General features: G+C 70.2%; 10 protein-coding genes and 3 pseudogenes. 4 read left to right on the plus strand and 9 right to left on the minus strand.

The genetic code is table 11. From position 1 onward, the window contains the following. Positions 1–4: 4 nt before the first annotated feature. The 4 genes and pseudogenes from A6P39_RS04370 to A6P39_RS04385 all read right to left on the minus strand — a co-directional run. The gene (locus A6P39_RS04370; RefSeq protein ID WP_067039272.1) at positions 5–1,846 is read right to left on the minus strand and encodes a S9 family peptidase; all 1,842 of its coding nucleotides are present in this window, start codon (positions 1,844–1,846) and stop codon (positions 5–7) included. After that, positions 1,843–3,279: an MFS transporter gene (locus A6P39_RS04375; RefSeq protein WP_067039271.1), complete on the minus strand. Its 1,437-nt coding sequence runs from the start codon at positions 3,277–3,279 to the stop codon at positions 1,843–1,845. The genes A6P39_RS04370 and A6P39_RS04375 overlap by 4 nt, the downstream gene beginning before the upstream one ends. Before the next feature lie 698 nt (positions 3,280–3,977). Continuing rightward, positions 3,978–4,861, minus strand: a pseudogene (locus A6P39_RS04380) (aldo/keto reductase). Positions 4,862–5,123: 262 nt separating this feature from the next. After that, positions 5,124–5,409, minus strand: a pseudogene (locus A6P39_RS04385) (ATP-grasp peptide maturase system methyltransferase); the annotation flags it as partial. A 266-nt stretch (positions 5,410–5,675) separates the two neighbouring features. Here A6P39_RS04385 and A6P39_RS04390 point away from each other — a divergent pair. The 4 genes and pseudogenes from A6P39_RS04390 to A6P39_RS45380 form a co-directional block, all read left to right on the plus strand. After that, the gene (locus tag A6P39_RS04390) at positions 5,676–6,350 is read left to right on the plus strand and encodes a trimeric intracellular cation channel family protein (protein ID WP_067039269.1); all 675 of its coding nucleotides are present in this window, start codon (positions 5,676–5,678) and stop codon (positions 6,348–6,350) included. A gap of 48 nt (positions 6,351–6,398) precedes the next feature. Beyond that, positions 6,399–7,679, plus strand: coding sequence for an amidohydrolase (locus A6P39_RS04395; protein WP_067039268.1), 1,281 nt, complete (start codon positions 6,399–6,401; stop codon positions 7,677–7,679). Between the two features lie 383 nt (positions 7,680–8,062). After that, positions 8,063–9,070, plus strand: coding sequence for a recombinase family protein (locus A6P39_RS04400; protein WP_067039267.1), 1,008 nt, complete (start codon positions 8,063–8,065; stop codon positions 9,068–9,070). 32 nt (positions 9,071–9,102) lie between these two features. Then, positions 9,103–9,691 (plus strand): annotated as a pseudogene (locus A6P39_RS45380) (helix-turn-helix domain-containing protein); the annotation flags it as partial. Here the strand turns inward: A6P39_RS45380 and A6P39_RS04415 are convergent. The 5 genes from A6P39_RS04415 to A6P39_RS04435 form a co-directional block, all read right to left on the minus strand. Beyond that, a complete protein-coding gene (locus A6P39_RS04415) occupies positions 9,685–10,263 on the minus strand; it encodes an SMI1/KNR4 family protein (RefSeq protein WP_331454091.1) in 579 nt (192 codons plus the stop codon). The pseudogene A6P39_RS45380 and the gene A6P39_RS04415 sit on opposite strands and share 7 nt — an antisense overlap. Before the next feature lie 298 nt (positions 10,264–10,561). Then, a complete protein-coding gene (locus A6P39_RS04420) occupies positions 10,562–11,458 on the minus strand; it encodes an aminoglycoside phosphotransferase family protein (RefSeq protein ID WP_067039265.1) in 897 nt (298 codons plus the stop codon). Between the two features lie 152 nt (positions 11,459–11,610). After that, positions 11,611–12,198 carry a chorismate mutase gene (locus tag A6P39_RS04425; protein ID WP_079133093.1) on the minus strand — a complete coding sequence of 196 codons (588 nt, stop codon included), beginning with the start codon at positions 12,196–12,198 and terminating at the stop codon, positions 11,611–11,613. A gap of 261 nt (positions 12,199–12,459) precedes the next feature. Then, positions 12,460–13,539, minus strand: coding sequence for an RNA polymerase sigma-70 factor (locus A6P39_RS04430; protein ID WP_199840655.1), 1,080 nt, complete (start codon positions 13,537–13,539; stop codon positions 12,460–12,462). After that, positions 13,536–14,714, minus strand: a complete 1,179-nt coding sequence (locus A6P39_RS04435) for an NAD(P)/FAD-dependent oxidoreductase (protein WP_067039314.1) — start codon at positions 14,712–14,714, stop codon at positions 13,536–13,538. The genes A6P39_RS04430 and A6P39_RS04435 overlap by 4 nt, the downstream gene beginning before the upstream one ends. Positions 14,715–15,095: the final 381 nt, after the last annotated feature.

Raw genomic sequence — 15,095 nt, forward strand, 5'->3', positions numbered from 1 at the left:
TGCCTCAGCGGGACCGGGGTCCTCCCGTCGACGCGGGAGGACGTGTGAGGGCGCCGGGTGCCGGGGCGGGCAGCCGGTCGCGCAGGAAGCGCAGGGACCGACGCAGGACGGCGACGTGCGCCGCGCCGTCGTAACCGTCGTGTCCCGTCTCGAGCCACATGGCCTCGTGCGGTACCTCCGCCGCGGCCAGCGCGGCGAGGTAGCCGCGGATCTGCCCGGGCGGGCACTTGACGTCGCGGGTCGCGCCGACGACGAGGAGCGGTGCCCTGACCGCGGCCGCGTAGGTGTGGGGCGAGCTACTGGCGTAACGTTCCGGCAGCTCGTCCGGGGTACCGCCGAACAGCCGGACGTCCAAGGCGCGCAGCGCCGGGGTGGTGGCGCGGTGGGCGGCGGCCCAGTCGGCGACCGGCTTGACGGCGATACCGGCCTGCCACAGCCAGGGGCGGGTGCCCAGAGCCAGCAGGACCAGGTAGGCGCCCCAGGACACACCCCACAGGGCGCTCGCGGTACGGGCGACGAGGCCGCGGGCGACGAGGTCGGCGCGGACCGCGGCCAGGTCCTCGACCTGCGTGTGGCCGACTCCGGCGGGGAACTCCCGCTGCCAGCGCGGCCCGTAACCGGTGGAGCCCCGGTAGTTGACGCGCGCGACGGCGTATCCGGAGGCCACCAGCGAGTGCACCGTGGCGTCGTAGGCGTCACGGTCGTGATCGGCAGGTCCGCCGTGGATCAGGAAGACGGCGGGTGGCGGCTCGGACCCCGGCCGCTCCGGCAGGCTCAGCAGGGTGTGCACCCGTCCCGAGGACGAGGGCGTCCACAGGTCGGTGTGCCGTCCGGGCACCACGGTCGCGGAACCGCACGGAGGCAGCTCGATGCCGTCCGTGGCGCGCAGAACCGGGGCATGGGCGGTGTCGGTCCACAGGTAGTCGACGGCTCCCACGGCCCGGGGCGCAGCATCCAGCACGCTGCCCGCGGGGGTGGGCACGAGGACCCGTTTGCGCGCGTCCAGATCCACGTGATGCAGCAGGGAGCGGCCCTGCCGGTCCTGACGCACCAGCACCGCGCGTGTCTCCGGGTACCAGCGAGCGCTGATCTCCGTGTCGAAGGGGCACCAGTGATGCGTGCACAGGCCCTCCTCCGGCGTCCACGTCTGGAGGACGTAGCCGTCCATGAGGTCGCGCACCATGAGCAACTCGCGCCGCCCGGGCCGGGGCGAGAAACCCTGACACCACAGCCTGGTGCCGGCCGGCGCCGGGCCCGCCGGGCCCTGGGGCCCTCCCCCGCCGGCGCCGGGTGCGGCGGGTCCGGGCAGGGCGAGAACCGTTCGGCCCTCACGTGACAAGATCCTCACGGCGACAGGGTCGTCGGCGGCGGCCGCCAGGGCGATCAACGTGCCGTCCGGCGTGATGCCACCCAACCGGAGCGACCCCGGAGAGCACCACACCTGTCGCGGCGTCTGACCGCGCCGGCCCACCACGACCGTGGTGCCCTCGGCGTGGGCGATGGCCGCGGCGGCCGTGCCGTCCGCGGTCACCGCCAGTCCGCGCGGCCGTCCGGCCGGCGCTCCGGGCAGGCCCGGCAGGCGGGGGCCGCCGTCGAAGTGCTGAAACCACCAGTGGCCGCTCTCGGTCGCGTCCTCCGCGAACCACCACACGTAGCCGTCGGCGTCGATCGCCCGGTGTGCCGTGCCCTCGGCGCTGTCGGTGACCTGCCGGGTCCGCCGGGCTGCGGCGTCCCACGTGAAGACCTCGCAGCGGCCGCCGGAGTCCGCCGTGAACACCATGCGGCGAGGGTCGGCCGGGCAGGTGTCGGGCAGTGTGGTCACGAACACTCGATAGGAGTTGGTCATCGTGCGCCCCCTGCACGGCTGCTGGTGCGGCCCGTGTCCTGGTCTGCGTGGGCGGGCGTGAGCGGTCGCAGCACGGTGTTCGCCGTGTGCTGCGTGTGGACGGCCAGCAGAGCCAGGATGACGGTGCAGGCCACCGCAGGAGCACCGGGACCGCCCCACGCCATCAAGAGGGCCGCACCTGCCGGCCCGCCGGCGGCGGTCAAGGCGCCCGCCGATCCCAGTACGGCACCGGACCGGGACTGCAGCTCCGCGGGTACCGCGCGCACCGCCGCCGCGCCCAGGACGACCGTGACCACCGGCAGCACCAGGCACAGTCCGCAGAAGCACAAAGTCCACGACCACGGTTCACGGGCCACCGACAGCGCGGCACACGGCGGCAGGAGCAGCCAGGTCGCCACGGTCAGCGACCGGTGGGCACCGAGCCGGCGCACCGCACGCGCCGCCACCAGAGAACCGGCCAGGCCCGCCGCACCGGAGGCCGCGAGTACCCCTCCGGTGGCGATGCTGCCCGCCTCGGTGCCCAGAACGAACAGAGCGTTGTAGAACAACAGGGCCACGGCTCCGCTCGCTGCGGAGGACCACAGCAGGACCAGCCGCAGCACGGGGGAACCGACCACCGCGGCGACGCCGGCCCGCAGGGCTCCGGAACGGACCGTGCCGACGGGCGGGTCCGAGGAGGAGCGGGGCGAGTCCGGGACCATGGCCGAGGTCGCCGGCGGAACGTCTGCGGGATTCCCCGGGGCGTCCGGTCCGTGGGGAGGGCCGGCAGGTGTGCCGTCGAGGGGAGTCCGTACGGCCCTGACGCCGAATGCCGCCGCCGCGTAGGAGCCGGCGTCCACGGCGAACGGCAGGAGAGGGCTCACGCTGAACAGGACCCCGCCGAGCGCCGGCCCCAGCACCAGTGCTGCCTGATCGCCCGCCTGGACTCCGGCCACAGCCCGGGGCAGATCGGCGGCGCCCGCCAGCCGCGACAGGGCACCACGTGCTGCGGCCTCGTACGCCGTCGCGCACAGACGCTCGGTGAGCGCGAGGCCCAGCAGGACCCACAGGGGAGGGTGTCCGAGGCAGCAGGCGGCCAGCCCGGCCATCGCCAGGGACGCCGACACCGATGTGCCGGTCATGAGAGTACGCCGGCGGCCTCGGTCGGCCGGCAGGGCGACGAACGGGCTCAGGACTACCCCGGCGAGGGCGGCGGCGCTGGCGAACGCGCCTGCGGTACCGCGTCCGTGGCCCAGATCGAGGAGCAGCAGGGGGAACACGAGACCGGAGGCCTGGCTGCCGAGTCCGTCGATGAAATTGATCCCCCAGAGAACGGTCAGATCACGTCCGCCCGCCGTGCGGATCCCGGTGTCCGCCGGGGGCGGCGCGGCACCAGGTGTGGTCGACGCCTTGCCGGAGCGCCGCGGTAATCGAGACCTGCCGATGTCCTCCACCCCTCCCTCGTCGTCCGGCGGACCTTGTAGATCCCCGGCGTGATATGCCGCAACGACTGATGAACCGGTGATTCCGGTCTTCGTGTGCAGAAAATGTGTGGGACGTGCGAAAGCGAGCCGGAGCCTAGTCACCGCACGGCGGCCGGAACAAGGGCCCCAGCCCGTCCCGTCGCCCGTGGTCCGAGCCTTGAATGGCCGACGCACGTCTGGCCCGGCAGCAGCCGATGGCCCTATGCGACGCGTCCTGGCTGCGGCCGACTACGCCATGCTGTCGTCGCCGTTCGCGGCCGTGTACGAGCCCGACGAGGAAGGCCCTTGGCCCCGCTGCCGTCAACCGCGCGAAGTGGCGCGAGGCGTCACTGGCACCGGCGCGGTGCAGACGGTAACGTGCCGCCGGGTCCTGCTTTCCGGGCGTTGCGCCACGAAACCGAGGCGCCTCCGGCACGCGGTGCGCACTGCCGCATCCACCGGGTCATGTCCGGCGAGCCGTGAGGCGAGCCGGCCACCGGCCGCCGAGGCGGGCGCGGCAATTGGCTGATAACGCCCCCCGCCCGACCGTCAAAGAGCAGTCAGCTTCGATCGGCCGGAGCGGATCCGCGGACTCCGGTCCGGACCCCACGCAGTTGCGTCCGCGCGGTGTCCGATGTGCCGGTCTCCCCAGGGGTGACTGCCCTGGCGGCGCCCTCAGCCGGGCCGCGTCAGCGCGCATCGAGGACGTCGAGGTCTTCCTTTGTCAGATGCAGCGAGCCTGCCGCCAGGTTGTCGATGAGGTGGTCCGGGCTGCCCGTTCCTGGTATGGCCAGGACATGTCTGCCCTGTCGCAGGATCCATGCCAGACGTACCTGCGCCGACGACACTCCGTGCGCACGGGCGACAGCGAGGATCTGTTCCTGCTCAGCGTGGACGGCGCCTGCTTCGCGTCCCTCGCCGGCGATGGAGAAGAAGGGCACGAACGCGATGCCGTGTGCGGCGCACGTCTGGAGCATCTCGGTGCTGGCGCGTGCGTCGATGCCGTAGCGGTTCTGGACGCACACGACGGGCGCGATCGCTTGGGCTTGGGCCAGGTGAACGGGGCGTGCGCCGGAGATGCCGAGGTGACGGACCAGTCCGGCATCACGCAGCTCGGCGAGGACCCCGAAGTGCTCGCTGATCGAGTCCTGGCCCATGAGGCGCAGGTTGACCACGTCGAGGTGGTCGCGGCCGAGCTGACGCAGATTCTCCTCGACCTGACCACGCAGCTGATCGGGCCGCGCCGGGGCCGTCCACTCACCGGACGCGTCCCGTGCGGGGCCGACCTTGGTGGCGATCACCAGGTCGTCCGGTACGGAGCCAACGCCGAGTTGATCAGCTCGTTGGCGGAGCGCAGCCGCGAGAAGTAGAACGCAGCGGTGTCGATGTGGTTGACGCCGAGTTGCACCGCACGGCGCAGTACGCCTATCACCCGGCTGCGGTCGCGCGCGATGCCCTGGTGGAAGGCGGCACTGCCGGTCAATCGCATGGCACCGAATCCGATCCGGTTGACCGTGAGGTCCCCCAGCAGCCAGGTGCCTGCGGTCCCCGCAGAGACTGTCTCCCACGTCATCTCTTCCATCAGTCCCTTCGCAACAGCCCACGCCCATCGATGATTTGAGGCGGAATAGGCGTGGAGTATGCCCAGGTGAGAGCCGTGACGAGAAGGCGCCTGATGGCGGAGGAATGTCACAGCCGAGACGGGAATCCACGCAGAGAACGCACGGTTGTTACTGGTGTCGCTTTCGCCCCGTGAACTCGGCTCACGAGCGCAGCCCGATGGGGAGAGCGGCGGCGGTGACAGCCGTGCTTGCCCCTGGCGCGCGCTCACTCGTCCGCTCCGGGCCGTGCCGGGCGGCCCGGCCGGCATCGGGAAGGCCCGCGGCCCAGTGGGCGGGGTTGCCGAACGCCGGCGCCGGGTGGGCGCGCGGACATGGTGCCGCCCAACAGCTGGCCCTCGGCGGCGTGGTCGCCGTTCACGGTCAGCAGGACGCGGGCGTATCCGTAGGGCCAGCCCGACAGGGTGAGAAGGATCTTCCCGCCCGGCCGAGCCTGCGCCAGCAGCGCGGGCGGCACGGCCCGGAAGGAGCACGAGGCCACAATCCGGTCGAACGTGGCCTCGTGAAGATGATGTGGGGGACGGCCGGAATTCGCTCGGCCCGCTGCGCCGTCCGGGTGCGAGTACGGAATGCTGGCGCTCCCCTGCTCGGGGGTGATCCCACACCTGCTCAGTGGATCTCGCCCCCCTACGGCACCTGATCTGCGAACGGACGTCACCGTCGCAGTCCGGCCAGCCAGCGGCCGGGGAAGCTGCCTCGCATGCCCTGCCCAGCGGGCACGTGGCCTCTTTGGCTGCTTCGATGGTGGAAGTGTGAAGGGAGACGCCGGTGTCTGTGGCCCGGGCGTTGTCGCCCGAGAGTGTGACCGAGCTGACCAGGGCGCTGGACCTGAGCGGAGTGTTCGCCAACGGCACGCTCGGCGGGGTGCTGGCCCGGGCCCGACGTCTGGACCTGTTCGGCTTCCTGGTCATCGGCATCGTCTCGGGCCTGGGCGGCGGAATCCTGCGCGACACCCTGTTGCAGCACGGCACACCCGTGGCCTTGACCGACTACACGTATCTCACGGTCGCCGTCGCCGGCACCCTGCTGGCCTTCCTGGCCGACCTGAGCCGCCACACCTCCGGTTGGGCCTTCACCCTCCTGGATGCCTCGGCACTCAGCGTATGGGCGGTCGCCGGCGCGCAGAAGACATTCGCTGTCGGCCTGGGCTGGCTGCCGGCCGTGCTGCTGGGCACCATCACAGCGGTCGGCGGCGGGGCCATCCGGGACCTGCTTCTGGCTCGCACGCCTTCCATCTTCGGTGGCACCCCGTTGTACGCGACCGTCGCGGTGCTGGTGAGCGTGGTGATGGTTGTCTGCAGCCGGCTCGGCGCACCCACCGTAGGTGTCCTGGCCGGGATCGCGGTCGGCATCGCGTTGCGTCTGGCCGCGTTCCACTGGGGCTGGAGGCTGCCGGGCAGCCGCGACTGGCGGCCGGGGCCGGTCAAGCGCCGGGGGCCCTGACATGAACCGGCGCTGGGACCACCCGCCGAGAGGGAGGAGTGCACAGCCATGACGCTCAAGGACTCCGCAGATGCTGTGCTGGCCGGGCTCGGTGCTGTCCGGTCCGAACTCGAAGAGGTCTACAAGGACTTGCACGCCCACCCCGAGTTGGGACACCAGGAGCACCGCACCGCGGCCGGTGTGGCGGAACGCCTGAGAAACTGCGGCTACCGGGTGCACGAGGGGATCGGCGGCACCGGTGTGATCGGTGTGCTGGCCAACGGCGAGGGGCCGACCGTTTTGCTGCGGGCCGACATGGACGCGCTACCGGTCCGTGAGGAGACCGGTCTGCACTACGCCAGCACGGCCGAAGCCGCGGACGCCTCCGGGCGGCGGGTGCCCGTGGCGCATGCCTGCGGTCACGACATGCACGTCACCTGCCTGCTGGGAGCGGCACGGCTCATGGCCGCCGCGCCGGAGGCGTGGCAGGGCACGCTGCTGGCCTTGTTCCAGCCTGCCGAAGAGCCCGGGGACGGCGCCGACCGGATGCTCACCGACGGGCTCACCGATCGTGTTCCCCGCCCGGACGTCGCATTCGCCCAGCATGTGCTTCCCTATCCGGCCGGGCAGGTCGGCACCCGCGCCGGGTCCTTTCTCTCCGCGGCGGACAATGTCAAGATCACCGTCCATGGCCGGGGCGCTCACGGCTCGGCACCGCAGGCCGCCATCGACCCGGTGGTGATCGCCTCGATGATCGTCGTCCGGCTCCAGACGATCGTCTCGCGCGAGCTCGCTGCCGCCCAGCCGGCCGTGGTCACCGTGGGCTCCGTCCAGGCGGGCACGAGCGGCAACGTGATTCCGGAGTCGGCGGAACTGCTGGTGAACGTGCGCACGTACGACGAAGAGACCCGCAGGGCGGTCCTGTCCGCCGTGCGGCGCATCGTCCACGCCGAGTGCGACGCCTCCGGGACGACCCGCGAGCCGCAGATCGAGGAGGGCACCCGCTTTCCGCCGACCGTCAACGACGACGCGGTCACCCGCGAGGTCTCCGCCGCTTTCGCCGCAATGTTCGGGGAGCACGCGGTCACTGCCGAACTGCAGAGCGCCAGCGAGGACTTCAGCCGGATCCCGGACGCCTTCGGCACCCCGTATACCTACTGGGCCCTGGGCTGCGTCGATCCGGACTCCTACCAGGCGGCCCGGCAACGCGGCACCGTGGCCCAGGAGATCCCGGTCAACCACAGCCCCCGCTTCGCACCGGTCCTGCAGCCCACCCTGGACACCGGCGTCCAGGCCCTGGTCACAGCCGCACTCACCCACCTCGGGAAACCGGGCCGTACGAGCCGATGAGCCTTCCGGCGCGGGTTCGCCTCTGATGCCGCAGCACAGGGCAATCGACCGCCTCGGCGGCAGTCTGCGCAGCCGGTGCGGCTTCGGTTCTCAGCGCCGCGCTTCACACCTCCGTTAAGGAATGCGGGTGGGCGGTGGTGGACGCACGCGGTCACCTGGACGGATCTGCCGGCACGCGCTCCGCTCCCGGCCGTGGTTTCGTTCCTTGCGGAACTCCCTGCCCGTCGGAGCGCGCGGGACGCAAAAACGGACCTTTGCGCGAGCAAGATCAGAAACGGGCCGCCAGACCTCCGCCGGACCCGGATTCGTTCGCAGAACCCGTTCTCACTCAAAAGTGAAACGGTCCCCCTTCTGAGACTTGCATTGTGCGAAAATCCGGGCTCATGGCGGACCCTCAGCAGCCCTCCCCAACCGACCGGTCGGACGCGGACGACGTCGAACAGCACGCCTGTCCGAAGTGTGACGCTCAGCCCGGCTCGCCGTGCCGCTCACGCGGCGGCGCCGTCGCCTCCGCCTACCACACCCGCCGCTTCACGAAGGTGCCCCGGCTGAAGAAGGCGCTGCGGGTGCCCATCCCGGCCGACCGCGGACCGGGACGGCCGTGGCGGCCGGGCACCCCGCCGCCGGCGCCGATCGACCCGGACCTGCCGAGCGCGGACATTCGCATCGGCTACGCGCGGTGCTCGACCCTCGGGCAGGAACTCGACTCTCAGCTCGACGCGCTCAGCAAGCACGGCATCCCGAGAGACAAGATCTTCAGTGAGAAGATCAGCACCCGGGTGCGGGTCCGCCCGAAGTTCGAGGAGGCACTGAGGACGGCGCGGGAGGTCAAGGCACACGCCCCGCACTGCCAGGTCATCTTCACCGTGTACGAGATGAAGCGGCTCGGTCGCGACGCTGCCGAACTCACCGCACTCGCCGACCACCTAACAGCCCACGGCCTGGTCTTGGAGATGCTCGCCGGGCCCCTGCCCGGCATCTACGACCCCACCGGCCCGGGGAAGCTGCTGTTCGCATTCTTCGCGGCGATGGCGGAGACCGAGCGGGAGAACATCCGCGAGTCGACCCTGGAAGGGCTCGACACCGCGGCACGCAAGGGCAAGCACGGCGGCCGGCCCCCGGTCATCACCGACGACATGCTCCACACCGTGCTCCGGCGCCGCGCGGGCGGCGAGTCCGTCGAGCAGATTCAGCCCGACCTGATCATCCCCACCGGCAAACGCAAGGGCCAGAACCCTTCGGTGGCGAGCATCTATCGGGCGCTGGCCGAGCACGCCAAGCGCGAGGCGTACCCCGAAGCCGTCGAACAGGCCCACGCCGACTTCACCGCCCTCAAGGTCGGCGAAGTCCCCGGACCTCGCCCCGATACCCCTGACCGAGCGTTACTCTGAGTTGCAGAGAGCTACTTGTCACTTCGCCGTAGCTTCGGGAGGACAGGGCCGAGTTATTCACCCTGGGAGACGACAATGCCGCCATCGCCAAGCAGTTACGTGTCAGCGTGCGGTCGGTCCAGCGGTGGCACCAGGCATGAGAGCACGGCGGGGCACCGGCCCTGGAGTCGAAGGGGCAGGCGTCCAGGCCCAAGCTGAGTGAGGCGCTGTTCGCGGTGCTCGAGCAGGAGTTGGCCAGAGGGCCGGTAGCGCATGGCTGGCCGGACCAGACCTGGACGCTGGCTCGGATCAAGACGCTGATCGGGCGCCGGTTCCACAAGAGCATGACGCTGTCGGCCATCGCGCAGATGCTGCACCGGCACGGCTTCAGCCACCAGGTCCCCGCGCGCCGCGCGAGCGAGCGCAGCGAGGAAGCTGTCACCGGGTGGGTGAAGGAGACATGGCCCCAGGTCACTGCTGCGACGCAGCAGCCAGGCCAACACCGCCTTCACCGACCCCAACCACCTCATGAGCGCGCTACGACGCGGCCTCCGCCAGATCCAGTACCGCAGCAACCTCATCGACGGATGTCTCGCCGAAACCGGCCTCACCTTGACGACATCACGGCAACAACTTCAGTAATCCCAGGGTTCGCCCGTGGTGGGGTCCAGGCCCGCCTCCAAGTGACGCTTCTGCTCACGCCAGTTGACGAAAGTGTGCTCCTTCGGAAGGACGACACTGATCGTCTCCTCCTGGAATTCACCATCGGTGAGCAGTCTGCGCAGGAACTCCGCCATCCCGAAAGGATGGACCTGGAAGGTGGGATTCGTGTGCCGACCGCATACAAGCACGGGCCATCGGTCGGGATCGTCGGCAGTGGTCAGCCAGCAGTAGATGTCTGCGCCGCTCGTGACACCCCACGCCACGATGGAATCGAGGTCCACGTCCAGGGCCGTTCTACCACCGAGCATTTCCCATGTGCCGCGGGCGTTGGCTGTCTCCTGCCGCAGGCCGGACCCGTCCGAATAAGCATCGGATCGCGGAACCGGCAACAGTATTCCAACTTCCCTGCTGACGCTGCCTGCCCCGTACGCCTCCATGAAGGCCACATAGTCCGCCGGAAACCCGGTCCCCCAGATCTCCTCGACCGCGCTCCAGTCGATCCGCTCATCCACGCCGTGCGTCGTTGGCAGAACCTTCGCGAGCGCTGTCACCTGGGAATTTTCGCCCACTGTCACTCCTTCTCGCGCATCTTCGAGGAGCCACAACATATGTGATCGCACTCCGTGTCAAGACGGATGGCCTCGGTTGACGTGGACGTCAACCCGGCAAACCATCCCGGTCACGGCACTAGACGGCAGTGTGGCTCGGCGAGGCCGAAGGTCACCAGGTCAGCGTGGCTGGCGCCGAGGAGAAGCTCAGCGGCTCGATCGGAGCCACGGGCAGCATACGGCCGTGGACCTGCCGCATGGCCCTCGACCAAGATCGAGAACAAGTTCAAAGAAGCGTGCGTCAAACACCCTTCAGAACACGATCAAGTGCCGCCCGACCTGCAGGCCCCCAGTTCGGCTTGCCGCCGGGAAGACCCCGGTCTCCGGCCTGCCCCATGAGCATCAGGAAGAGGCTCTTCAAAGCGGCCAGCCCGCGGGCGCGCCGGATCGCCGCCTCGTCCGCATGCGCGTAGACGTCGAAGAACCGTGCGGCCGTGCCCGCGGGTAGCAGCACCCATGCGGCGGCGAGGTCCCAGGCCGGATCGCCGGCGAACATGTCGCCGAAGTCGACGATGCCCGAGAGCGTTCCGTCCGAGACGACGACGTTGGCGGGATGGAGGTCGCCGTGCACCCACACCGGCGGACCCTCCCACGCGGGGGCCGCAACGGCATCGTCCCAGACGGCCCGGACGTCGGCAGCGATGTCGTCGAGGGCAACGGCCTGCAAGAAGTTCTCGAAGCCGTCCGTGCAGTTCCTGGGATGGGCACCGCGGTCCGTAGCGACCGGCGCCTCGGCGGGCGCCTCCACGTGAAGCGCCTGGAGGAAGCCCGCCAGCGTGTCGGCCGCGTGGTCGCCGCGGCTGATCGAGCCGTGGTCCAGCGGCTCGCCGGGAACCCACGTCATCACGGTCCAGTGCTTGGGGAAGCGCGCGGACGGTTCGCCGCACCGAACCGGGACCGGCACCGGGAGCGGCAGGCGCGGGGCCAGCACGGGGAGCCACCGCCGCTCCTTGAGCTGGAGTTCCGGGGTGGGGTCCATGCGCTGCATGCGCACGGCCAACTCGTCCCCGAGGCGCCACATTTGGTTGCCCCAGCCGCCCGCCACCTTGCGGATGGCCAGCCCTGCGAGGTCTGGATGTTGCTCCTGCAGCAGGGCGCGGACCAGGTCTGCGGTGATCTCGAAATCAGTGTCGGTCATGCGAAGTCACAGTACTGAGGCGGCAGGCGGAGCGGTTCACGATCTCCGGAGCATCTCGCTGTGATCCCTCTGACGTCACCAATTCGCTTTTCCGCACTCCTGGCCATGGGCAGGCCCGGGACAGCAGTCGGTCCGCCGGACCGAATCACCCGTCAAGGCCGCGTGACGAGCCATTTTTCATTGCAGACGTGCGGCAAGGAACGCCCGAGCGCGATCGCGTGGAGCATGTCCAGCCGCATCGTACGGTCGGTGTTGAGGTATGCGGCCAGCAGCCGACCTCCGCACCGGGGGCTGGTACGGGGTGCGTCGGTGTCCGCGATGGCCTGAACGAGTTCGCCGCTGACGCGGTTGATCTCGACGCGAATCACCGACAGATCGGGGCTGCCGGTCGGCGCCTTCGACGGATCCGTGTCCCAGATGCGGAACAGCCCGCGCTGGACGATCTTGCTCGCCTCGATCTGGTCCCGGAAGACGGCCACCACCTCATCCGGGTCGGTGCCAAGTGCCCTGGCCTGGGCGGCCACGTCGTCGAGTACCTGCTGCTCGCGGGCGGGATCGTCGATGGGCTGCCCGGTACGGTACTTGGCCGCGGCCACTTGGTCGGCGATCAGGACCCGCTCGGCGGACAGCCGGGTCAGCGGTTCCAGGGACGGACGGGCGGGGGGTTCGGCGGCCGCCGCGGGAGCGACGGCGATAGCCAGGGTGGCCGTCGTGAGCGCTGCAATGATCGTCTGACGCAAAATTCCTCCTCGGTCGAGCCGATCCTACGACCACCCGGAAAACGCGATCGCACCGGAAAGGCATCCCCAATTCCCGTGCATGGCCAGCGACTTGAAAACCCTACGAAGCGCCACCCAACGCGACACCCTCCCACTCGCACGTCCGCGCGTGCGGCCGGGGCCGATTTCAAGGCTCTGAAATCGGCCGGCGATGCTCGCCGTTCCCCAGGTGGTTGCCTTGTCCAATAGGGATGGAATCGCCCGCCGGTGCAGGCTTCGGGTCTACTCAGCTCCGTCGAGGACATCTTCGGTGTCACAAGCGGCGGGCTGCGGCGGCCCTGGACGACTCGCCGTGGCCCGAAGCCCCGCCGGAATGGCTCCAGGCTTGAACGGTTCAGGGGGCGCGAGGGGGTTGTCAGAGGTCAGGCCGCTGAGCTTGTCGGGGTTGACCTGGAATCGGAGGTTGTGGATACGGCCAGCACCTAGGTCGAAGGAGAGAGCACCGATGCTGTGCCCGTCGACGGTTGCCAGGATGCCGAGTTCGCCGTTGATGACGGCCGGCTCCATGGTCAGAGCGGCCAGTTCGGGCTTGGCCAGGAAACCCAGGAGCCAGCGCGCGACATGGTCGATGCCGTGGAGCGGGCGACGGGCCGCGGTGACCTTCCCGCCGCCGTCGGACCAGGCGGTCACGTCGGGGGCGAGCAGTTCCATCACGGCGTTCAGGTCGCCGCCCGCGCAGGCTTCCAAGAACTGAGCGGTGATCTGCCGGCGCCGGTCGGGGTCGGCGTCGAAGCGAGGGCGGCGGGCCTGGACATGCGCCCGGGCGCGATGGGCGATCTGACGGATCGTCGGCTCGGGGCGTTCGAGCGTCTCGGCGATCTCGCTGTGCGAGTAGCCAAAGACCTCGCGGAGCAGGAAGACGGCGCGTTCCACGGGACTGAGGGTTTCCAGCACGACCAGCATGGCAGTGGAGACGGAATCGGCCAATTCCGCCTCCGAGGCGATGTCCGGGGACGTCAGCAGGGGTTCGGGCAGCCACGGGCCGACGTAGGTTTCGCGGGTGGCCCGCGCAGAGGTGAGGCGGTTCAGGGAAAGGTTGGTGACCGTGCGTACCAGGTAGGCCTTGGGGTGGCTGATCGCGTCGTGGTCCGTGGCGCTCCACTTCAGCCAGGCGTCCTGCAGGACGTCCTCCGCGTCGGTGACACTGCCCAGCATGCGGTAGGCGGTGGCGAACAGCAGCCTGCGGTGTATGAGGTACGGGTCCTGCCCGGCGCCGGTGTCGATCACCGGCTCATGCTGCCAGCCTCGCGAAGCGGACGGCAAGGCGTGGATCACGGCGCCGGGAGCGGGTGTGGCGGTCATGCCGCGGGCCTGCGGGTGGCGCGGCCGCCCTTGGAGACGATGGTGGAGACGTTCATGCGCCTGCTGAACCGGTACGTCATGAGCGGGCTGCCGCTGACCATCTCCTTGTACGCGACGGCACCGCGGCCGGCGAGGTGCAGGCGGCGGGGAGTGAAGTCGGTCCTGGTGAACTGGATGACGGCGTCACGGCGGCCGAGGCTGACCGGCTGGTGGTAGTAACCGAAGCGGAACGGCTTGACGGCCTTGCCGCGTACCAGCCGCGCGACGGTGTCGGCGGTGTACTGAGCAGTGGGCAGTCCGCTCTGGCAGGAGCCATGGAGCTGTCCCCAGGCCAGGCGGACGGCCGCCGCGTCACCGATGGCGTGGATCTCCGGGTGGGACACCGACCGCAGCGTGGCGTCGACCAGAATCCGACCGCGGTCGTCCGTGGCGATCCCGGCGTCGGCGGCGAGCGGCGGCACCTTGACGCCGGCGGTCCACAGGCAGGCGTCGGAGCGGATGATCCGGCCGTCGGCCAGCTCGACGGCCTCGGGCAGCACCTTGGTGACGCGGGCACCGGTCTCCCGAGTGACACCGAGGCGGTCCAGCGCGCGGTGGAGGTGGGCGCGGGCCTTGGCGCCCATCATGCCTCCGGGCTCGTCCGGGCTGATCAGCGTGACGTCCAGACCCGGGTGGCTCTCGGCGATCTCGGTTACCGCCTCGATACCGGTCAGGCCCGCGCCGCAGACGGTGACCGCGCCGCCGGCCGCGGCGACTTCGGTGAGCCGCGCGGCGAACCGGCCGGCGATCTCCGGGCTGTTGAGGGTGAACGCATGGAGATCGGCGCCGGGGACGTTGCCGGTGTCGGTCGAGCTGCCCAGCGCGTAAACGAGCGTGTCGTAGCCGAGCGGCTCGGCACCATCAAGGGTGACGCGCCTGGTCTCGGGAGCGATGGCAGTGACGGTGCCCCGGACGAACGCGACGCCCGTACCGGCGAGCAGGTCGGGGATCCTGTGGTCGGCCAGCTGCTGCCCGGCGGCGATCTGGTGCATCCGCAGCCGTTCGACGAACCGGCTCGACGGGTTGACCAGGGTGATCTTCACGCCGGTCCGGCGGGTGCGGTGGGCCAGCCGGATGGCGCTGAACATACCCGTGTAGCCGGCGCCGAGTACGACGACGTGGTGGCCGTTGGTCATCTCGATCTCCCAAGGTCGAGCACCGGCCTCGGTGCCGGTGACACCCGTGGGACAAGCGACCCCCACCGGACGTGACAGGTCGCCGATGTGACCCACACCATACCGAGTGTCATTGTTGGCGAGCCGGCCACGCTGCCCCTTGAGGCCGCCTTCAGTGACGATGTACCCATCGCCGTCGCCGGCAAGGAATCCGATGGCTGCGGCGGGGTAGCCGGGCTGCATCTCCTCGTCCGATGCCTCACGGATCTCCGGCTTGATGTCGACGGCCAGGGTGAGGCGAGTGCCGTCGACGGCGATGTCGAGGTTCATGGCGTCGATCTCGTAGCGGCCGACTACCTGTCGGGCCTGGTCCTCGTCGTACGGGACCGGCTCCGTTTCCTG

This window comes from Streptomyces sp. FXJ1.172, from assembly GCF_001636945.3.
GTDB lineage: Bacteria > Actinomycetota > Actinomycetes > Streptomycetales > Streptomycetaceae > Streptomyces.

Excerpts from the sequence above, each read along its gene's own strand:
- A6P39_RS04370 (WP_067039272.1), bottom strand. The coding sequence starts at position 1,846 with ATGACCAACTCCTATCGAGTGTTCGTGACCACACTGCCCGACACCTGC.
- A6P39_RS04395 (WP_067039268.1), top strand. The coding sequence starts at position 6,399 with ATGACGCTCAAGGACTCCGCAGATGCTGTGCTGGCCGGGCTCGGTGCT.
- A6P39_RS04400 (WP_067039267.1), top strand. The coding sequence starts at position 8,063 with ATGGCGGACCCTCAGCAGCCCTCCCCAACCGACCGGTCGGACGCGGAC.
- A6P39_RS04420 (WP_067039265.1), bottom strand. The coding sequence starts at position 11,458 with ATGACCGACACTGATTTCGAGATCACCGCAGACCTGGTCCGCGCCCTG.
- A6P39_RS04430 (WP_199840655.1), bottom strand. The coding sequence starts at position 13,539 with ATGACCGCCACACCCGCTCCCGGCGCCGTGATCCACGCCTTGCCGTCC.
- A6P39_RS04435 (WP_067039314.1), bottom strand. The coding sequence starts at position 14,714 with ATGACCAACGGCCACCACGTCGTCGTACTCGGCGCCGGCTACACGGGT.